At 38.0% G+C, this 20,918-nt stretch carries 19 protein-coding genes and 3 pseudogenes; 4 read left to right on the top strand and 18 right to left on the bottom strand.

The window, feature by feature from the left end; genetic code table 11:
- Positions 1 to 53: 53 nt before the first annotated feature.
- Positions 54 to 1,079 carry a saccharopine dehydrogenase NADP-binding domain-containing protein gene (locus OS139_RS11530; protein WP_002293560.1) on the bottom strand — a complete coding sequence of 342 codons (1,026 nt, stop codon included), beginning with the start codon at positions 1,077 to 1,079 and terminating at the stop codon, positions 54 to 56.
- A 658-nt stretch (positions 1,080 to 1,737) separates the two neighbouring features.
- Here OS139_RS11530 and OS139_RS11525 point away from each other — a divergent pair.
- The gene (locus OS139_RS11525) at positions 1,738 to 2,097 is read left to right on the top strand and encodes an iron-sulfur cluster biosynthesis family protein (protein ID WP_002303333.1); all 360 of its coding nucleotides are present in this window, start codon (positions 1,738 to 1,740) and stop codon (positions 2,095 to 2,097) included.
- A gap of 72 nt (positions 2,098 to 2,169) precedes the next feature.
- Here the strand turns inward: OS139_RS11525 and OS139_RS11520 are convergent, their stop codons facing one another.
- Positions 2,170 to 2,988, bottom strand: a complete 819-nt coding sequence (locus OS139_RS11520; protein WP_002316734.1) for a Cof-type HAD-IIB family hydrolase — start codon at positions 2,986 to 2,988, stop codon at positions 2,170 to 2,172.
- A 413-nt stretch (positions 2,989 to 3,401) separates the two neighbouring features.
- Complete coding sequence (locus tag OS139_RS11515) at positions 3,402 to 3,833, bottom strand: GNAT family N-acetyltransferase (RefSeq protein ID WP_002293556.1); 432 nt, start codon at positions 3,831 to 3,833, stop codon at positions 3,402 to 3,404.
- Between the two features lie 100 nt (positions 3,834 to 3,933).
- On the opposite strand from OS139_RS11515, the gene OS139_RS11510 reads away from it, so the two are divergent.
- The gene (locus tag OS139_RS11510) at positions 3,934 to 4,233 is read left to right on the top strand and encodes a hypothetical protein (protein WP_002293555.1); all 300 of its coding nucleotides are present in this window, start codon (positions 3,934 to 3,936) and stop codon (positions 4,231 to 4,233) included.
- A gap of 44 nt (positions 4,234 to 4,277) precedes the next feature.
- Here the strand turns inward: OS139_RS11510 and OS139_RS11505 are convergent, their stop codons facing one another.
- From OS139_RS11505 to OS139_RS11440, 14 genes and pseudogenes are all read right to left on the bottom strand, one after another.
- Positions 4,278 to 4,928 (bottom strand): aspartate/glutamate racemase family protein, encoded by a 651-nt coding sequence (locus OS139_RS11505; protein WP_002332339.1) that lies wholly within the window; start codon positions 4,926 to 4,928, stop codon positions 4,278 to 4,280.
- Positions 4,929 to 5,796: 868 nt separating this feature from the next.
- Positions 5,797 to 7,091: pseudogene (locus OS139_RS11500) on the bottom strand (ISL3-like element ISEfa11 family transposase).
- A gap of 185 nt (positions 7,092 to 7,276) precedes the next feature.
- A complete protein-coding gene (locus tag OS139_RS11495; RefSeq protein ID WP_002307605.1) occupies positions 7,277 to 7,669 on the bottom strand; it encodes an OsmC family protein in 393 nt (130 codons plus the stop codon).
- Positions 7,666 to 8,556, bottom strand: coding sequence for an ATP-binding cassette domain-containing protein (locus OS139_RS11490; RefSeq protein ID WP_002316738.1), 891 nt, complete (start codon positions 8,554 to 8,556; stop codon positions 7,666 to 7,668). The genes OS139_RS11495 and OS139_RS11490 overlap by 4 nt, the downstream gene beginning before the upstream one ends.
- Complete coding sequence (locus tag OS139_RS11485) at positions 8,556 to 9,434, bottom strand: ABC transporter ATP-binding protein (RefSeq protein WP_002307601.1); 879 nt, start codon at positions 9,432 to 9,434, stop codon at positions 8,556 to 8,558. The genes OS139_RS11490 and OS139_RS11485 overlap by 1 nt, the downstream gene beginning before the upstream one ends.
- 3 nt (positions 9,435 to 9,437) lie before the next feature.
- Positions 9,438 to 10,268: an ABC transporter permease gene (locus tag OS139_RS11480; RefSeq protein ID WP_002314376.1), complete on the bottom strand. Its 831-nt coding sequence runs from the start codon at positions 10,266 to 10,268 to the stop codon at positions 9,438 to 9,440.
- Entirely contained in the window at positions 10,268 to 11,227 is a 960-nt protein-coding gene (locus tag OS139_RS11475) for an ABC transporter permease (protein ID WP_002314377.1), read from the bottom strand. The genes OS139_RS11480 and OS139_RS11475 overlap by 1 nt, the downstream gene beginning before the upstream one ends.
- A gap of 72 nt (positions 11,228 to 11,299) precedes the next feature.
- Positions 11,300 to 12,880 (bottom strand): ABC transporter substrate-binding protein, encoded by a 1,581-nt coding sequence (locus OS139_RS11470; RefSeq protein ID WP_002314378.1) that lies wholly within the window; start codon positions 12,878 to 12,880, stop codon positions 11,300 to 11,302.
- 51 nt (positions 12,881 to 12,931) lie between these two features.
- Positions 12,932 to 13,762 (bottom strand): MetQ/NlpA family ABC transporter substrate-binding protein, encoded by an 831-nt coding sequence (locus tag OS139_RS11465; RefSeq protein WP_002307592.1) that lies wholly within the window; start codon positions 13,760 to 13,762, stop codon positions 12,932 to 12,934.
- Positions 13,763 to 14,018: 256 nt separating this feature from the next.
- Positions 14,019 to 14,222, bottom strand: a pseudogene (locus tag OS139_RS11460) (PLP-dependent transferase); the annotation flags it as partial.
- Between the two features lie 61 nt (positions 14,223 to 14,283).
- Complete coding sequence (locus tag OS139_RS11455; protein ID WP_002314380.1) at positions 14,284 to 14,958, bottom strand: IS6 family transposase; 675 nt, start codon at positions 14,956 to 14,958, stop codon at positions 14,284 to 14,286.
- Positions 14,959 to 15,159: 201 nt separating this feature from the next.
- Complete coding sequence (locus OS139_RS11450) at positions 15,160 to 15,564, bottom strand: DUF4430 domain-containing protein (RefSeq protein ID WP_002314381.1); 405 nt, start codon at positions 15,562 to 15,564, stop codon at positions 15,160 to 15,162.
- 15 nt (positions 15,565 to 15,579) lie between these two features.
- Positions 15,580 to 16,143, bottom strand: coding sequence for a cob(I)yrinic acid a,c-diamide adenosyltransferase (locus OS139_RS11445; RefSeq protein WP_002334645.1), 564 nt, complete (start codon positions 16,141 to 16,143; stop codon positions 15,580 to 15,582).
- A 13-nt stretch (positions 16,144 to 16,156) separates the two neighbouring features.
- The gene (locus OS139_RS11440) at positions 16,157 to 18,640 is read right to left on the bottom strand and encodes a vitamin B12-dependent ribonucleotide reductase (protein ID WP_002314383.1); all 2,484 of its coding nucleotides are present in this window, start codon (positions 18,638 to 18,640) and stop codon (positions 16,157 to 16,159) included.
- A 149-nt stretch (positions 18,641 to 18,789) separates the two neighbouring features.
- On the opposite strand from OS139_RS11440, the gene OS139_RS11435 reads away from it, so the two are divergent.
- On the top strand, positions 18,790 to 19,335 hold the full coding sequence (locus OS139_RS11435) for a hypothetical protein (RefSeq protein WP_002314384.1): 546 nt from the start codon (positions 18,790 to 18,792) through the stop codon (positions 19,333 to 19,335).
- Between the two features lie 291 nt (positions 19,336 to 19,626).
- Here the strand turns inward: OS139_RS11435 and OS139_RS11425 are convergent, their stop codons facing one another.
- Positions 19,627 to 20,310, bottom strand: a complete 684-nt coding sequence (locus OS139_RS11425) for an IS6-like element IS1216 family transposase (protein ID WP_002329884.1) — start codon at positions 20,308 to 20,310, stop codon at positions 19,627 to 19,629.
- Between the two features lie 70 nt (positions 20,311 to 20,380).
- Here OS139_RS11425 and OS139_RS11420 point away from each other — a divergent pair.
- Positions 20,381 to 20,869: pseudogene (locus OS139_RS11420) on the top strand (IS982-like element ISEfm1 family transposase); the annotation flags it as partial.
- Positions 20,870 to 20,918: the final 49 nt, after the last annotated feature.

Here is a 20,918-nt window from a genome sequence, read left to right as displayed (position 1 = left end):
AACAAATTAGAGAAGCTTGTTTCCATTTTTCATAGTGTAAAAAGTTTTTCAATTTATTCTGTGGCTGATAAACGTGGAAGCTGACTTAGTATCTCCGACATGGTAGTTAGTTCTGTTAAATGGTAATGCCCATTTGGTAATGTCTCTATTAAAATTTTGTTCGCAACAAATACCGCGATTTCTGCAGTCATTTTTGCTTCTTCTTCTCCAAAGAGAACAATTTTTTCAGGATCTTTAACTTGTCCATTTGATACTTTTACAACAAAAGAACGATCTCCGACTAATCCTCGTTTCATGAACCATACGGGGCTCTTTATTACTCTTGGATTTTTAAAAAGTCTTGCTAGTCCAACTTTTTTTATTGTTCTTAACAATGCAGTCAACCAATTTTGATCCAAACCGAGAAATGTTACATAATTGCGTGAAGGATCTGCAGAAAAAAGTAAATGCTGATCGGCAAAGCCAAAGTTAGCACTGCGACGCTTCCCAAATGGTGGTCCAAAATCCGTTTTTCGACTATAGACAAAATTTTCAATTGGTTGTGCCCATTTAGGATGTATATACGTACGATTTAATTGCTCAAAGGTCCATCTTACTGCTGCTTCACCGTGACGATCACCTATTCCTAAAAGGACATCAATTACTATCATTTGAGCAGATGGCTCTTTCTTAGTGTACGCGGCCGCGGCTAAGTTGGTAACACCAGGTGCTAACCCTAAACCAATGACTCTCTTGCTTTTTTCAGGAATGGGTAGCAAATTAACTTTTTTCAAAAAATCACTATTGGCACTGATATCCAAATAATCAATTCCTAATTTTTGACATTGTTCGACAAACTGGGTATCCGTTTGGTCCAAACAAACAATTACCATATCAAGATCAGCAAGTTTTTCAGGAATAACAAATTTATTCAAGTCTACTTCACTCTGTTCTAGAATGGGTAAAAATTCTTGGGCAAATACTTCCATTTTTTTTAAATTTCTTCCCATTAAAACAACGAAATACCCATGATTTGTTAACTCTCTAACATTACCTTTTCCAACCTGTCCATGACCGCCAACTACTGCTATCGTCTTCATCTTTCTTCTCCTTTATCTACCAAGTTAATTCATTTTTACCGATAGGCTAAATCGTATAAAAACTAACCACTTTTAATCATTATTTTATTCTTAGTTTTATGTGAGATAAATTAACCATTTTAAGTTTACAAACGTAATCAATTTCTATTACTTTATAAGTATCGTTTACATTCGTCAACGATAGAGCTTGAAATATTTTTATTTGAAAATTTTGTATTTAGATGATTATGAACTAATACAGTGTCGGAGGATACCTATGTATTTAAACTAAACTATTTTAGAAAAACCAGTAATCCTTTGAATTTTCTATTGGAAAATGAAGTAAAATATTATAAGAATAACCTTTAAAGTTGGGCAACTATTATTCAAACATCTAAACATACTCCTAAGAGAAATAGATATATAATAGACTAAGGAAGCGTTTTAAATATTGTAGAAAATAGAGAAAATTTATCAGATCTTCGGTTTAATTTTTACAGCGTTAATCGCTCTTGATATGAATGAGCTCTGATAAAGCCGAAGTAAATTGGCGATTTGAAAAGTTCAATTATTTGAGAATAGAATATTTTTTATATAGAATTGAGTTATAGTTAAGGGGGAATAGGTGTGTTAAATAAAATGTCAATTTCAACTGTGGAAGTCGATGGTGGTCGTGAAAATGAGCGATAATTTATTTTTAGAAGTACAACCAGAAGTATTTAAGCAAGTACCTCGTTTAAAGGATGGATTCTTGTTAACTTTAAATGATGGCTCTAATCAATTTTCTTCAGCAGAGGGATGCTGTATGATTGGTGATCATTTTTTATTAGTTTCCACACAACATTATATTCCAGCATATGATTTAACAATACCTTGCGAAGAAGCAACAGTTAAAACATCTGAATACGATACTACCTTTATTAATGGGCATTTAGTATTAGAGGTAACTCCATCAAATCAAACAATTCGTTTAAAGAATGAAAGTGGTATTTTAGATAGCAATGTCCAAGTCTATTTTGACTCATCAGACGCTTCGTAAATCTGTTCTAAATATAGTTTTAAAACCTCGAATATTTCTTATATCGAGGTTTTTTGATGAATTACCTAGTGTTTACGTGTTAGGGAACAATCGATCGAGCGTCACTAAAACACCGTCTTCGTCATTTGAAGGACATTGATGCTTAGCAACTTGCTTAACAGCTTCCGTTGCATTATCCATTGCATAACTCAGACCACAATACTCCAACATCTCAATGTCATTGCCCCCATCTCCAAAAGCAACGCACTGGTCAGGATTAATCCCCAAGCGCTCAACTAACATTTTTAAGCCGAAAGTTTTATGGCACTCAGAAAGAATCAAGTCTACAGAACCATGACCACTACTAGTAGGTACTAATAGCCCGGCTAATTTTTCACGGAACAATTCAACGTAAAATTCGGTTTTTTCAACAGGCATAGTCGGAGCAAATTTTAAAATTTTATCTTGAACTTCTGCAAAATCAGCTACCCATTCTAATCTATGGTAATAGATATTGGTTAGATCAAAAAATGCTTGACTCACCTTTCCTCTTTCACAGTAGGCACTATTCAGACCACACATCACATTTTTTACTTCAGGATAGTCTTTACATAAATCAAGGACCACCTCGATCGCTTTTCTAGGCATATCGGCTGAAAATAGTACCTCTGTTTTATCTTTAACAAAAGCACCATTTTCAGCAACAAAACTTAATTCATCATAATAATTTGGAAATAACGATCTCAATTGGTAGTATTGATTTCCACTTGCAACAACAAATTGACAATCAACAGCTTTCATTCGCGATAAAACAGCCTTGAACCTTGGGATATCGTATGTGTAATCAGTACGAGCAAATGTTCCATCCATATCTACTGCTACCAACTTTAGATTATGAGGATTCTTATTCATAAAAACACTCCTGTCGCCTTTGATATCTTCATTATATTGAAAAAGTATTCAGACCTAAAGCAGCCTATTTTTCTTACTCCGTTAAAAATAAGAACATTTCTAATTTCAGTTAACTATCTAGATACATACAATCCATTTTTTGTATTAAAAGCTATCGACCTGTCTTTCTCCTAACCCACAGGTCAGCCTAAATCAGTGTTGACATAAGATTTTTATCATTTTTACTTTAACTGATTTTCTATAACTGGTACATCCTTGGTCAGCTAGTATCATAAGTTGATCCTAAGATAAGCACCTTATTACTGAATGTAATACACAAATTTGATCTGGATAATTCATAACCTAGAAATAGGCCATCAAAATAAAAATATTACTTTTATTCATGTTCAATCAGGTAATAAACCATTCATGAATTATTTTTTTACTAAATGCGTTATAGGGTATGGTTTACCAAAACCATCTAAGTCTTCTTCAGATTCAATTTCAAATCCATGGCTTAAATAAAAATGTTTTGCATATTTATTTTGACTATTAACATCAATTCTTTTTATATCTTCAGTTTCAATCAGCTCAATTAATATTTGACTACCATATCGCTTACCAATAAAATCTGGATCAAGAAATAGCATAACTAATTCTTCTGCACTTACACCACTAAAACCGACAATTTCTCCGTTATCTTCCCATAAATAAAGTTTAACCTCATCTAAGTTCTCAGGAATGATTGCTTTATAAAAATTAAAATCTGCTTCAGCTAGAAAATCATGGGTTTGCTTTACTGACTTCTCCCAAATTTCTAAAACTAATTTATAATCATTTTTATTTGCTATTCTTTTGTTTAACATGCTCTTATTCCCCTTTTCTTATAATTTTAACTTTATTTGCAAGCATAGTTAGTCAAACATAAAGCTACCGCTATATTTTATTTAAAAAGGAGAATTCGTAATGACTAAAATCTATTTTATGCTTACTTCTAATAGTGGCGTTGGTTCTACCACAATATTTGCGACCCGCGCTAGACGTAACATTGATGATCTTTTAGCTTTTTTCTCTCAGTATTATGACGTATCAGCAAATTATACCAAAGATAAGGATATGATTGATCTATTGGTGCTACCAGAGCCCTTTGGACCGTTTAATAATGAGCGTAATTTGCCGGTCATTCAGATTCCGACTATTTTATTTTTGGAGAGAGACTTTGAAAAAATAAAAACACACATTGATGCTTATTTGGCTAAAAAATAAAACAAAAAAATCCTAAGTTATTGTCTGTGTCAAACCAATGCTTATTAAAGTATTGATTTGACTTTTTCTATTAATGCATCATCTGGATTGATACAAGGAATTCTCGTTCTGGACTGATATTCTGTAAGAAAATAAGGAAAATGAGTACAACCGATCAAAATCGCTTCGACTTGATTTTTCATAAAAAAACTCATTGAATCCGTCAGTCCAAATTGTTCTACAATAATACTAGGGTGGATCTTTGCTTCCACCGCATGTACCCAATCCAGATTCGTGACATTATAAACTCGTATTGTTGAATGGTGCTGCACTAAAACACTTTCTATTCCAGCCGCTCCTTGACCATTAGCGGTCAACACACCAATACGCTCGTGTTTTTGAGCCAAATCCGCATATACTTGAAATGGTGTGATAATCTTCATTGAATATTTCTTAGCCAGAAAATCAAAATCAATCGATGCACTCAGTGAATTACAATAAACCAACAGTAAATCAATTTTTTTACTCTGTAGATCTTTTATTTTCACTTCAATTTGGTGCATCTTTTCGAAGACTGGAAGTGTTTGGAAATAGGTCTGTTGAGCTGGATTTTCTGAAATAGGTACTTCTAACAATTCACAGGAAATTTCGTTCAATAGATCAGCTCCCATCCTAGTATCAATAGGTGTTCCCGCCATTACAGCCACTTTAGGCATACTGATCATTCCTTCAAAATGAATTTTTGCCTATTATACTCTAAAAATCAAATTTGAAGAATAGCGATCCGGAAGTTAAACTGAAAATTCTAAAGTAATTCTTTGATTTATTTAGATTCAACTTAACATCTTTAGTGTACTAATAAAAAATTCGCTCAATATTTCTAGCTATACTTTATATCCCAATATACATAAGCTTCCCTATTTTTACAGGTTACAAGTGAAAATTAAACTGCTTATATTGATTGCATTTAACTACTAAGGATGATGCTTGTTGTTAGTATGTCAGAAAAATCCAACAGTATAGTTTTGTCAGCACATTCATCATTCTTTCCTGTAAAACAAAAAGAGAGTAGACCTATTCTTCCACTTCATCATCGTTATCTAAAACAGCAATTTTCTGCTGTAAAATAGTCATAAATTTTTTCTAGTAGCCTTCTCTTTAAACTCATCATAATCTCAATTATCTTTTTTTAAGATTTGCTCAACTTTTTCCCTCTTGATTATTGCAATTCACACCTTATAAAGTTTTAAACTAATGGGAGACGTCATCTAGCTTAACTTATAGTCCCTGCTCCGTTTAATCTACACTTGTTATCTTGTATTATTGATAAAAGATAGACTAGTTACGGATTGAAATTAGGTTGCAATTCTAAAAATCCAGTAGTCTAAAATCATGCTTATTAATTTACAATATCTTAAAAAAGGGTTTTAACTTAATAACAGAAAAAATTATTCATGGGCGAAAAAATGATTAGGATGGCGTAAAAGTTAAAGATCTTAGTAGGCTCTTTGTCAATAAGGACTGATGAGTTGTGCAAAATCAAATCTGAGTCAGAATGAACCACATTCTGGCTCAGATTTTTTGTTATCTTACATTGATTAATTGATTGATCAAAAAGATTCTAATTCTCATGTTCTCAAATGATTTAAATCCGTAGGATACTCGTTTCATTGTCTTTATGTGGGTATTCTTCGCTTCTATTTTTCCATTGGAATAAGGATAGATCATTGCGTTGGTGATGCCTTCTTCATAGGTCAGAAGGTTTTGAAGCTTTTCCCGAAAGCTGTCATCTAACGTTTCGGGAAGTTCTGCCAATAAGGAGAAAAATAAGTCAGGTCTTTGTCTCGAAAGGCTTCAACTAATTCATGAAAAAAGGGATACGCCTCCTTTAGGGGCGGAGAAAACTCAAGCAATCGATCAATCATCATTGCTTCAGTAAGAAATGGGTATTTTGGTGCTCGGAAACTTTTCCATGTTTTGTATTCATAATGGTTGATGTTTGCACGATTTTTTAGCAAAAAGCGCCAGTTCTTTTTCAGTTTTTCTGCCTGGCTTTTCTGTCCGGCTTTACGAAGTTCATTCATTTCACGGATACGCAACTCATTGAACGCTTGATTCATGTGTTTGACAATATGAAACCGATCAATCACGACTTTCGCATTTGGCAGAACACGTTTGGTGAGCTGGAAGTAGGCGGCGTTCATGTCTGTCACCAAGAATTCTACTTCTTCTGGATTGGTACAACCTAAGAAATAGCTTGTTAATCGAGGTAATTTACGCGTAGGCAAAACATCTATTAATTTTCCTGTTTCGCCATCTGCACAAATAAAGCTCATTTTATCTTCTATAGAAGCATGCGAACGAAATTCATCAACCATCAATACTCTGGGGAGAATCTTCTTAGATTGCTTTGGTAAATAGCTTTTAAACTCTTTCAATGTACGAATAACGGTGGTCAAAGATACCTGACAGCTTTTCGCAATAAAAGATAAAGATACTTTTTCAGTCAGTAAAGAAGCAATTTTATATCTAACATGATTTGCGATTGAATGTCTGGGTTGGACAAAATAACTTTGAGCAGTCCAATGGGTGCGACAGTTTTTACAGGTATAGCGCTGCTTTTTTAGGCGCATAACCAAAGGCATATGATTTTATTGTTCAAAACGGACAATCGTTTCCTTCTTCCCATTTTTCACTATAATTGCTTTCCCGTTTCCATCTACCACAGTAGAACCACAACTTCTACAAGCACGAGGAGTAGGCGAGAGAACAGCATCGACGACCAACGTCTTTTTCTTCTGAAGGGTCTCGTAAGAGACCTCTGTAATCATCAAATCTTTCTCTATTATTCTCAGCATTTTTTTGATAGAATCATTCATATAGCATATCGTCCTCTCAGTTGTTTATTTTGTGGTGATTTAATCATACTAGAGAACGATATGTTTTTTAATACCTAAAATGAAAATGGGACTGAAGAATCAATTCTGATTCATCAGTCCCATAAATTATAGAGCCAAAAGACTTTGTACGCCTATTGGTTTCAGGCACACAAAGTCTTTTTCGATTAAATAAACGTCACCGTTTCCGTCACTTCGATCGCTGGATCTAATGATTGGATTACGGGGCAATTTGGTGAAACGAGTTTTAGGCAACGGGTCGCTTTGTCATGGTCGGCTTCAGCGATTTTCGCATAAAACTGAATGTGGATGGCACTGACTGGTTGGGCTTTTTTGTTGTCGTCTCGGTCATAGCTGACTTCGATCTTTTCGATTTCTGCTGTGATTTTTGAATTCTCTAAGACGGATGCGTATACATAGCCACCGCAAGCAGCGACCGCACTCACCAGCATTTGGACTGGCGAATAGCCTTTTTCCCGTGCTAACACCCAATTGCCAGTTGGGGTCGTCATTTCAAGTTTGTCGCTTCCTTGATGGATCGTCAATGTTTCTACTGTCATCGTTTTTCTCTCCTCACAAAATGATCTGGTTCAACTTCGACCCATTCATACAATGGTGTCAAAGTAATCGTGCTTTGAATCTCCGTTTGTTCCATCGCACCTCTTGCTAACACAGGATCAGCGATCGGCGCTGCTGCTAATAATTTCTTCGTGTAGGGATGCAGCGGATTGTCAAACAAACGGTCGGTGGGTGCCAATTCAACTAGTTTCCCTTGATACATGACGGCTGTTCGGTCACTGATATGACGAATCACGGACAAGTCATGGGAAATGAACAAATAAGACAATGAAAACTCTTTTTGCAAACGCAGCAGCAATTGGATGATCTGAGCCTGAATGGAGACATCTAATGCCGAAGTCGGTTCATCACACAAGACGAACGCCGGGCGATTGACCACCGCACGAGCGATGCCGATCCGTTGCCGTTGTCCGCCGCTGAAACTGCGGGGCAGTTTATGGACATCATCACCCGTGATCCCGACGATCGCTAAGATTTCTTTGGCTTTCGCTCGGGCAGCATCTTTCGTTTCATGATACAACGGCTCCATCACCAGTTCAAGTGCCGTCATGCGGGGATTCAATGATGAATACGGATCTTGGAAAATGATCTGCATTTGCTGATACGCTGCTTTGCGATCTTCTGCCGTCAATGCTGTTAGCTCTTTGCCTTCAAAGAAAATCTCCCCGCTTGTTAAAGTCTCTAAATTTAAAATACTGCGTCCTAAAGTGGTTTTCCCACTCCCAGATTCCCCTACTAGCCCCAATGTCTCGCCCCGATGGATCGTTAGACTGACATCTTCGACCGCTCGGACTTCACTGACAGTGCCGCGCCAGTTTTTGCTGCGAAAGGTTTTCGTCGCATGTTCTACGCGAATCAGTTCTTCCATTATTCTGTCACCTCCTGATTGCACCAAACGCGATGGGTCTTAGATAACTGCGTTTCTTGCAACTCATTTGCCAATGTCTCATGATAGTCAAAGACTTTTAATTCGGCATGCTTGTCGCCTAAATGTGCCGCTTGCAATAATTGTTTCGTATAAGGATGCGCAGGTTGATAAAAGATCTCTTCCGTGGTGCCTTCTTCCACGACTCGACCTTGATACATCACTTTAATAAAGTCGCACATTCCTGCAACGACCCCAAAGTCATGGGTCACAAGGACGACGGAAAGCTGGTTCTCTCTTTGCAGGTTTTTGATCAAGGCCAAAATCTGTGCTTGGATCGTCACATCTAAAGCCGTCGTCGGTTCATCTGCGATCAGCAATTTCGGTTGCGCCAATAAAGCCATGGCGATCATCACCCGCTGACGCATCCCTCCTGATAACTCGTGGGGATATTGTTTCATACGTTGTACTGGAAAAGGTATGCCGACTTTTTCTAACTCTTTGACGGCGATTTCTTGAGCTGCTTTTTTCGATACGTTTTGTGAGCGGCGAATCACTTCGATCAAATGATAGCCAATCGTACGCAAAGGATTCAACGAAGTCATCGGGTCTTGAAAAATCATGGCGATCGGTAATGTTCGACGATCGGTCACTGCTGCTCCTTCAAATGTATAACTGGCATAGTGATCGGTCACCTTATCAGGCAAAAGATCCATGACACTTTTCATGGTCATACTTTTGCCACTACCAGATTCGCCGACGATCCCAACCACTTTGCCTTTTGGAATCACTAGATCCAGCTTTTTGACTAACGGTTTCGGACCGGTTTTGCTGTGAAACGTCACATTCAACGCTTCGATCGCTAACAATTCTGTCTTCATCGGTCACACCTCCCTTTGCAAGACATGTTTGATCATGTCGCCGATGTTGTTGAAGGAATAGATGGTGAAAATAACAAAGAGCCCTGGAAGGATCGCCATGTATGGTGCCCGCTGCAAGCTGTTTTGCGCATTTTGCAACAGACTGCCCCACGAAGCCATCGGCTGCTGAATGCCTAATCCGAGGAAGCTCAACGCTGATTCGGTCATGATCGCCCCAGAAATACTTGCGGATGCCGCAACGATCAAGGTTGGCAGTACTGCTGGGAAAACATGCTTCACGATAATACTGAATGAAGAACGGCCGATAAATTTCCCGTAAGCAACATACTCCCGTTCTTTCGCTGCTAACGTTTCACCACGAATCAAACGAGCGATGTTCATCCATGAAAACCCGCCGATCACAATAATGATCGTGGTTAGTCCAGGACGTAAAAAAACGCTCAAAACGATCACTAACACCAGCCAAGGAATCGATGACAACACATCGACGAGCCGCATCAGCAAGTTATCGATCCATCCGCCAAAGTAGCCAGAAACAAGACCGACAAGGGTCCCGATAAACGTCGCAGTGATCATTGCCAAAACACCTACAAACAAGGACACCCGACCGCCGTAGACGACCCGAATAAAGTAATCCCGCCCCACTTCATCAGTCCCAAATAAATGAGACCAACTCGGTGGCTGTGACATGTTGCTGACATCCGTTGCATTGGGATCGATCGGGATCAAAGGTGCAACAAGCGATAGAACGATCAATAGGGTCAAGAAAACGACAGAAAAAGTATAGATGGGCGAAGCAAGCATGACTTCACTGATTTTTTTGAAACGTTTCATTACTTGCTCCCTCCTTTACGGATACGTGGATCAACCACGGAATATAATACATCCGCTAACAAATTCCCTAAGATGACCAGTGTTGCTGACAGCAGCATGATCGCCATGATCACAGGATAATCGAGGCTTTTCGTTGCACCCATCAAGTAAGGTCCGACGCCCGGCCAGCCGTAGATCGTTTCTGTGATAATCGCTCCTGTGACCAACATCGGTAACGCCAAGCCGATTTGGGTGACAACGGGAATCAAAATATTGCGACTAATGTGACGACTGAAAATCTGCCATTTGCTGGCGTGGAATGCCCGTTGCACCATTACGTAGTCTTCTGATACTTGCTGAGTCGCTGATGCCCGAATATACCTTGTCAAATCTGGGAAGAAGGCGACAGTCAATGTGATATAAGGCAAAATAAAGTGCTGCAGAAAATCGCCAAAATCCCCTTCTTTGCCGACTGTATACATGCCAATGATCGGGAACATATTCAATAAGTAACCAAATACATAAATCAAGATCATCGCAAACCAGAAGGTCGGCACGGCGATCCCTAGAGATGCTACAGCATCAATGATCCGATCCCAAATCTTTCCTTTGTTGGCAGCGGCTAACAGACCTAAAATGATCGCCAGCAATAAAGCCGTCAAATATGCAGGGATCACTAGCCGCATCGTATTCGGGATCCGAGTCGCAAGTTCTTGTGAAATGCTGCTTTGAGAAACCAACGAAAAGCCAAGATTACCAGTAAGAACATTTCTGATCCAAAGAAAATATTGAACCAAAAAGGGTTGATCCAAGCCATAGCGCTGCCGCAACAGATCGATTTGCTCTTGTGACATATTCGGTGTCGTGATGGAATCGATCACATCATACGGGGCGATATGTATAAGTGAGAATACGATAAAAGAGATCACAAATAGCAAAGGGATTGCTTGCAATACTCGTTTTGCAATATATCGAAACATAATTGACCTTCTTTCTTTTTCATAGAAAAAAGCTGTGATAAAAAAGATTCCTCTTTATCACAGCCAATGGATTTACTTGATTGTCAATTTAGACATATCTTCGAATGTATAGATTGGAATCAAGCCTGCATCTTCTACATTACCAATTCGGTTATTGACCGCTAAGATTTTCTTGTTGTCAACGATTGGGTAAATGATCGCTTCGTCAGCAATGGCTTTTTGCAGATCATCGTACAATGCTTCACGCTTGTCTGTGTCCAATTCAACTGCTGCTTGCGCAAACAAATTGTCAATGGTTTCGCTATTGCTTTGGAAGTAGTTGGCACTGCCGCCAGTTTCGAATAAACTGCCGTATAAGTCAGGGTCATTCCCCATGATATACCCGCCAAGGAACAGGTTGTATTTCGTTGAATCAGGTTTTTTCAACTCAGTGAAGATCGCAGTACCATCGCCCCCTTCAAGGGTAACTGTAATGCCTGCTTGTTGCAATTGTTGTTGGATCAACGTAGCTTGGATCGTTTGAGCTGGGTCAGTTGAGTTGAACGCCAAGTTCAATGACAAATCAGTGACACCTGCTTCTTGTAAAAGCTCTTTTGCTTTTTCAGCATTTGTTTCATATTTCTCGACATCTTCGGTAACGTATGGATTGTTCGGTGGTAAGAATGAATACGGTGTTGCATAATAGTCTTCATCTAAATACGCTGCTTGATTTAATTCATCTTTGTTCAAAGCAAACAATACTGCTTGACGGACCTTCACATCTTGTAATGCATCTGAATGAGTATTTAAGCCTAAGTATCCGATGCGGTTTTCTGTATAGGGATAAACAGAAATTTGCGTATCATCTAAGTCTTCGATATCTGAAGGCAAAACAACGGCTGCATCAACTTCCCCTTTTTGCAAAGCAACTTTGGCCGTATCAGTACTTTCAATGATCCGCAAGGTCACGTTTTGAATCGAAGGCTTGCCGCCATAATAGTTTTCATTGGCTTCAAAAGTAAAGTACTCACCACGTTTGTATTCTTTCAATTGATATGGACCCGTACCAACTGGTTTTTCAGGCAGTTCACTGACCGAAAAGTCGCTAACATCTTTAAAGATGTGCTCTGGAATGATGTATGTTTCGGTTGCGATATTGCTGATCGCTGCTGCACTCGGTGTTGGCAACACAAATTTCACGGTGTATTCATCCACTTTTTCGATCGCGATCGGCTGGTCGTCGACCCAAAGCGAATCGGCATTGCCGTTTTCTTTTTTGACTTTTTGTTCATACGTGAAAACAACGTCATCGGCAGTAAAATCTTCGCCATCAGACCATTTGACATCTTGTTTCAAATGCACGGTCAATGAAAGGCCGTCTTCCGCCGGTTCCACTGATTCTGCTAACGCATTTTGTGTTGTTCCATCTGCTTCCACTGTAACGAGTGGAGAATAGATCATGTTTGTCACTGTCAAGCCCCAGCGATCACTGGTGTTGATCGGGTTGGTGGACGATGGGTCCCCGCTGATGGCATAAGTGAATGTTGCATCATCGCCAGCACCAGCTGCACTGCTGGTTGCCGTTTCCTCTGTATTTGATCCACCGCAAGCTGCTAGAACGAATCCTAGTCCGACGACGGCAACACTTGCTAAACCTTTTTTCCAATTGATCATTTTTCCATCCTACTTCCTGTTCCTATATAATTATAGTAGATTTTTTGCTTTTTATTCCCAAACAGGGATACTTGATTTCTTGGTAACTTCGTCAATAATTGCTTTTACTTCATCGGTCTGGTAATACGCTACGACCGTTTGGTACACATCATTTTCTGCTTCGTCTGCTCGCGCAGCAATGACATTATAATAGGGCGTGGAGGAGTCAGCCACAGGTTCTAAGAAAATCGCATCTTCTGTAGGAACCAAGCCAGCATCGACTGCCATGCCGTTGTTGATCAAAGAGATGTCGACATCGGTCATTGCCCGAGCCGTTTGATTGGAATCAAGCAGCTCAAATTTCAAGGCTTTGGGATTCTCAGTGACATCACTCGTTGTTGGCAGTAACCCTTTTGATTCATCCAAAGTGATCAAACCGGCCGTTTGTAAGAGTAATAGTGCGCGGCTTTCATTTGACACATCATTGGGTAAAGCCACCGTAGCACCATCTGCCAATTCGCTGACATCAGTGATTTTATCGGAATAAATACCAAGTGGGTTTAATGTCGTATACGCAATCGTCGTGTTGGAATAACCACTTTCTTCGTTGACATTATCCATAAAAATTTCCGTCAATGCTGCGTGAAGATCGATTGACCCATCCTCTAGTGCGACGATTGGTTGGCGATAATCGGTGAACTTCACCAGTTGCAAGTCGATATTTTCGTTTTCCTTCAATTCTTCTTGCACATGTTCCCAGGCTTCATTTTGTTCGCCAACGACACCTAATTTGACGACGGTCGTTTCTTCATCCGCTTGGTTGGTGCCACAGGCAGCCAAGCTAAACAAGGCAAGCAGCCCAATCACTCCTGTCGTCAACACATTTACTACATTTCTTTTCATCCCTTTTTTCCCCTTTTGTTCCCTCCTCAGATCAATCGTCCTATTTCCTTTTCGAATGGTCCAACTAGACCAATTTCCCCTCTGTTTCTCAAAACAACCTACTTTTTCAAAGGAGAAATGGTTAATCCCTGTTGCCGTCAACCGAAAACATCGGACTCACTATTCATATGTAGTGTAACATTATCCTATACAACTAAAACTGTCAATAAAATTACTCTACAAAAGTAAGTTTTTCACTAGCTGATCTGTGGTTGGGTTATTTGAATATCTTCAGTGCATTTTCTAAGTCATCGATCAAATCTTTACTACTTTCGATCCCAATGGAGATCCGTAAAAGATCCGGCGTCAATCCATAAGATTCTCGTACCTCTTGAGGAATATCTGCGTGGGTCTGTGTCGTTGGATACGTGATGAGACTTTCCACACCACCCAGGCTTTCCGCAAAGGTAAAGACCTTTAATGGTTCTGTTGCAAAGTTAAAAAATTAATAAAGAGTTTCCAATTAATTTTTGATTTTATGCTTAGATACTCATTAATGTATTCATCTCATGAATCACTGAAAAGCCAAAGAGACTTTTGTCTCTTTGGCTAATTTTATATAAAGCGTGTATGGTTTCAATTCCTTTAATTGTTGAGGAAGCAGTCCTTACGGACTGATATAATTTGTGCCTTTTCTTGATGGATCGATGATCCTGTTCAATGATATTATTCAAGTATTTATTTGTTCGGTGTTCAGTCTTAGAAAATAATCCTTCAGAATGCAATTGATTAAACGCACTACTTAGTGAAGGGGCTTTATCAGTGACAAGAACTTTAGGTTCTCCAAATTGTTTGATCAATCGTTTAAAGAAAGCATAAGCTGCTTGTTTATCACGCTTTTTTCGCAACCAAATATCTAATGTTATCCCCGAAGAATCAATGGATCGATACAAATAGTGCCACTTTCCTTTTACCTTAATATAAGTTTCATCCATTCTCCAGGAATCGCCAACAGATTTATTTCTTTTCTTCCATAAGCAATAAATAACTTGACTATATTCTTGTACCCATCGATAAACCGTCGTGTGACAAACATTGATTCCACGTTCGTTAAGGATTTCTGAAACATCACGATAACTTAAGTTATATCTTAAATAGTAGCATACGGCTACCATGATAATATCCTTTTCAAATTGTTTACCTTTAAAATTGGACATGGTAATTCTCCTTATGTTTTAGTTTCAGCTATTTTACACTAAATAGGTATTTAGATAAAACTTTGCAACAGAACCAAAAAACACGTTCAAACCCTTCGAAATGATTGGTTTGAACGTGTTTTAAAATTAACATATTCCTTTAAAAACTAATAATTTTCTCATACTTAATTATCGCCCAATTGCTGTAAAGAACGATAATTTTTATTTAAATACACCCAAATTGAAAACTACCTGATCATCATTATCTAATGTAGTTTCACCTGCGCCTTTTTCACCCATTTTTCCATTGATAGTGAATGTCCAGTATTTATTTTGACTCTCATCTTGCGCATGACCATCAATTGAAGTAATAAAGCCATCCCTTTCTTTTACTTCAAAGTTAGCCTTTAAAATTACCAATAATGATTCTCCTGATTTGTAAGTGACTGTTTTTGAAGTGATCTCTTTATCACTATCAGTCAATTTTATCAGCGCGCTTGATTTAGCAACCTCGCTTGTTGCTTGAGTGGATGCTTTTGAAGAGGCTTGATCATTTTGATTTGATTGGCACCCTGTCATAATGAATAGTCCGATAAAAACGGTTAATAATGTTGCTAATTTTTTCAAGTTTAAAACCCTCTCTTAATGGAATACCTTCCCTGCTCGTTCATAAAATGGCTCTTTGGTAGCATAAACATGATTTACATAACGTGCAAGTACAAAAAATAAATCTGATAAGCGATTCATAATTTTGTATGCATGTAAATTGATAGGTTCATCTGAAACAATCAATCGTGTGATTTCACGTTCTGCCCGACGAATAACTGTTCGTGTAATTTGCATATCGCATGCCACCGGATGTCCTCCAGGTAAGATAAATTTTTCAATGACTGGAACTTTTGCTTGATAAAAATCAATCAGCGTTTCAATCTTAGTTACTTCTTCTTTCCCTACAATCATTTCTTTAATCCCGATGGGTGTAGCCAAGTCTGTTCCAATATCAAAAAGTAAAATTTGTAATACAACTAGTTCTTTTTTCAACAGCTCAAACTTTTTATCATCCAACTCTGAAATAATTTTACCGACCCAAGAATTTACTTCATCAACGCTACCGTAAGCACAAACGCGAGCGTCAGATTTTTTTATTCTTTCTCCACCAATAATACTAGTATTTCCTTTATCGCCGCTTTTAGTATAAATTTTCATCGAATAGCTCCTTTTACAAGCCACATTTTAGTTGTACTTTACAGTTAGTGCAGGTACTGCAACCACCAATTTCTTCAATTCTACCCTCATGGCAAATCGGACATATTTCTTCTGCTTCTGATGATTCTAATGAGTCAAGAGTAATTTGATTATCTGCCACCCCTACTACAGGTTCTTCAAATACATTGTCATCTGCTTCAAGTGTCAACACTTGCGAATCCCTGCTACCATCCACATAGACAGTTCCACCTTTAGCACCGCCTTGATACAGATCTTCATAGATCGCAGCTACTTGTTTCACTTGATAACCCTTAGGTGCATTGACTGTTTTTGAGATAGAGCTATCTACCCAACGTTGGATCGTACATTGAACACTCACGTGATCTTTTGGTGAAAGCTCCATGGCAGTGACAAAGAATGGTGGTAGATTATCCGCAGTTTTCTCTGGATTTTTTTCTAAATATTCACTGACTATTTCAGCGTTAACTTCAATGAATTTTCCTAAGCGACCACTTCTAAAATAAGAAAAAGAGAAATATGGTTCTAGTCCGGTTGAAACACCAGCCATAGTACCCGTTGACCCTGTTGGTGCGACTGTTAGTAAATGAGAATTACGAATACCGTATTTTAGAATCGCTTGTCGGATTGATTCCGGCATCTTCTTCATATAACCCGATTCAATAAAACGTTGACGAAGCGCGGTTGTTTCCTCGACTGTTTTGCCTACTAAAAATGGGAAGCTGCCTTTTTCTTTTGCTAGTTCGACGGACGTTTGATAAGCCGTAACAGCAATTTTTTCAAATACTTGATCTACTAAACGGTTTCCATCTTCAGATCCATAGACTTTTTCACAATAAATCAATAAATCTGCCAATCCCATGACCCCAAGTCCAACGCGTCGTTCACCTTTAGCTTGCTGCTCATTTTTTTTAAAAAAGTAAGGCGTCGCATCAATTACATTGTCCTGAAAACGAACACTAGCTCTTACGACATCAGTTAATTTTTCAAAGTCGACAACTTTCGTTTTTTTATCAACCATATTGGCTAAATTAATTGCTGCTAGATTGCATACCGCATAAGGCGTCAATGGCTGTTCCCCACATGGATTGGTTGCAACTACCTTTTGTCCGTAGGCTTGAGCATTGGTCATCTCATTAGCATTATCGATAAAAAATATTCCCGGTTCTGCTGAATATGTTGCACAATAAGTAATCAAATCCCACAATTCGCGAGCCTTGATCGTTTGATGTATTTTTACTTTACGCCCTGTTTCAGCCCATTCTCTGACATCTCCAATTTCCATCCAATGTTGATCATAATCAGCCATTTCACTAGCGTCATAGTCTTCGATTGCTGGAAAGCGTAACTCATAAGTTTGGTCGGTTTCGACAGCTTCCATAAATTCTTTTGTTAAACAGACGGAGATATTGGCTCCGGTCAAGAAATCAGGGTCTTTCACACTGTACGTACCACCCGCTTTTAATTTCTGTTGAGCCGTTTTTAAAAATTTATCCTCCATATCATTTGTCGGATGATCAACCAAAAATTCTAACCATTCTTTTTCATTTGCTGTCAGTGGTTCAAAAGTCAGTTTTTCACTAGCTAATTGGCGCACTGTCGGACTTTGGCTAGTGTGGATCAAATTTTGTAAGATGGCCGGATTCTGAATCTTAGAGATAATGAATTCAAAAATATCTGGATGCCAATCATTCAACATGATCATTTGTGCTCCCCGACGACTCCCGCCTTGTTCAACTAAATTCGTCAAATTAGCTAAGTCATTGAGCCACGAAACTGAACCTGATGATTTCCCATTCACCCCGTGGACGATCGCCGATTTTGGCCGTAGCGTTGAACCGTTCGTTCCTACACCGCCACCGCGACTCATAATCTCCATCACTTCTTGACGATGTTTTGCTAGGCCCCCACGAGAGTCATGGATGAATGGCATAACGTAGCAATTAAAGTATGTTACTTCTGAATTCGTTCCTGCACCATAAAGTACACGACCAGCAGGAATGAGATTTTGCTCTGTCAAATGCTGATAAAACTCGGTAAAAAACTGAGCTTTTTTTTCTCCTTCAATATCAGAGATTCCTCTAGCAACACGAGCTGCAATTTGTTCAAAATAAAGTTCAAGCGGTTTCTCAACCTCATTTATATTTCGAATCACTCGTCCTGAAGCAATTTCTTCTGGATCAGTTAACGAGCTTTGAAATTCTTCCTCAATTCGAATTATCAACTGTTCCTTATTGATTTCTTCAATTTTTCCGATCCCTCTTGCTGGATATTGTGGATCAGCATGGGTTGTTAAAATAACCAAATCCCCGACTGTCAAAGTTTTTCCGCTCATATCTTTAAATGCATAGCGATCAAGCATGATTAATCTTGAAATCCCATCAAATGTTTGAGTCATTTCTGCAGTTATCTTAGCGACTTCTTTATAAGAAGAGATATCTTGATTTAATTTTTCTATATATTTTTTAGGATAATCCATTAAATAATACCACCTTTACCATTAACAAACACAACATATTGTGCCCACCAATGATTATAGTACTATATAAAGTGTAATTCAATCTTGTAATTAATTTTTATTCTGATACAATGAGAACTATTATCAATTAAAACAAGGGAGTTTTCCTAGTGTTACCAACCTCTAATTCACGCTTTCCAATCAGAAGGATTACCACCCTCGCTTTATTTAGTGCCGCCTGTATTGTTGGTAGAATCCTTTTTAATTGGATACCGAATGTACAACCCATGACAGCCATTCTACTTTTACTCGCTTTTTATGGAAGTTATACAGATGCTTTAATCGTTACTTTAGTAAGCTTATTAGGCACGAACCTTTATTTAGGAATGGGTAGTTGGACAATCAGCCAACTGATCGCCTTCAGTAGTATCGTTACGGTTTTTCATTTTTTATCTAACTGTGCCCTGATTAAGCATCACATCTCTATCCAAGCAATCATTGCATTTTTATGTGGCCTTCTTTACGGATTGATCGTATCGAGAGTTGAAGTCTTTATATATCAACTACCTTCTTTTTGGGCCTATTATTTTCAAGGATTATTTTTTGATATCCTCCATGGAACGGGTAATTTAATCTTTTATCTTGTATTAGTTCCTGTGTTTAAACGAATTTTATTACCTGCTATTAATAGTTCGAAAAATAAATTAAATAGTTAGATGAGTATCTAAATCACAATATCTTTTATTAAATTAAACCTATAATTCAAATAGGAAGCCTTGCGTATTATTTAAGATGGTTCTGTTGCAAAGTTAAAAAATTAATAAAGAGTTTCCAATTAATTTTTGATTTTATGCTTAGATACTCATTAATGTATTCATCTCATGAATCACTGAAAAGCCAAAGAGACTTTTGTCTCTTTGGCTAATTTTATATAAAGCGTGTATAGTTTCAATGGTTCTGTTGCAAAGTTTTAAATAAAGAATAAATTCCCTTACGGTATCTATGATTTAAGCTGGGATTCCCAATAATACCTTGATTTCAGTACAGACCGAAAACCCGAAGAGAGTGCCTTCTTTTCGGGTTTTCTTATATAGTCCTCGAATGGCTTCCATGCCTTTAATCGTGGTAGAGGCAGTGCGTAAACTTCGATAGAATTTATTGCGTCTCTTTACTGGACGATGGTCTTGTTCAATCAAATTATTCAGGTATTTAATGGTACGATGTTCTGTCCCTTGATAAAAGCCGCCGTATTCTTTTAGTTTCTTAAAGGCACTTGTAATAGAGGGGGCTTTATCTGTGACCACAACCTTCGGTTCATCAAACTGCTTCACTAACCGCTTAAGAAAAGCATACGCTGCTTGTGTGTCCCGTTTTTTACGTAACCAAATATCCAAGGTTAAACCATCTGCATCGATGGCTCGATACAAATAATGCCATTTTCCTTTAATTTTGATGTACGTTTCATCCATTTTCCATGAATAAAAGGATTTTTTATTTTTCTTTTTCCAAATTTGATAGAGTAGTTTGCCATATTCTTGCACCCAACGATAAATCGTTGTATGAGAAACGTTAATGCCACGATCATATAAGATTTCTTGAACTTCACGATAGCTAAGGTTATAACGAAGATAGTAGCCCACGGCTACAATAATCACATCCTGCTGAAATTGCTTTCCTTTAAAATGATTCATCGTCATTCCTCCTGCTATCTTTTTCTATTATTCTACCTTATTTGATAGTAGATTTAAAACTTTGCAACAGAACCAAATAGCCAAAGTTGGCTATAACTCAACAAAAAAATCTTATTTTTATGGTCTTAAAATTCATATGATCGTTACTAAGACTGGCTTTCCGATTACTTACTCAATCACGAATCCAGGTGTCCATGACGTGAAAGTGTTAGAGACTTTATCGGAAGAAGCGAATCTTCCCAATATCCTAGGGGACAAAGGATATATTAGCCATAAAATCCATGAAAAGCTTGCCCTTAAGGGCATTACTATATCCGTTCCGCCACGTAAAAACATGGATAAATCAGAAAAACTAGACCACAGCTTACTTGGAAAACAAAGAAAAACAGTTGAGACTGTTTGTTCTTCCTTAGAAAAATTAGGTTGTCAAAATTTCAACTCACGTTCTGTTAAAGGGCTAGAGAGTAGATTTGAAAGCATATTACTGGCTTACAGTGTTCTATTAAGTCGAGCACAACGACGTTTTGAAGGAACTTTGAGATATTCTTTAGGATATTAAAATTAACTAGCACCACGGGTAACTAATAATAACCTTTTCCTACGCAATT

The organism is Enterococcus sp. E4-223 (assembly GCF_035727065.1).
GTDB lineage: Bacteria > Bacillota > Bacilli > Lactobacillales > Enterococcaceae > Enterococcus_B > Enterococcus_B faecium.
The sequence above is the reverse complement of the archived record's forward strand: the minus strand, read 5'-3'. Positions and strand labels throughout refer to the sequence as shown.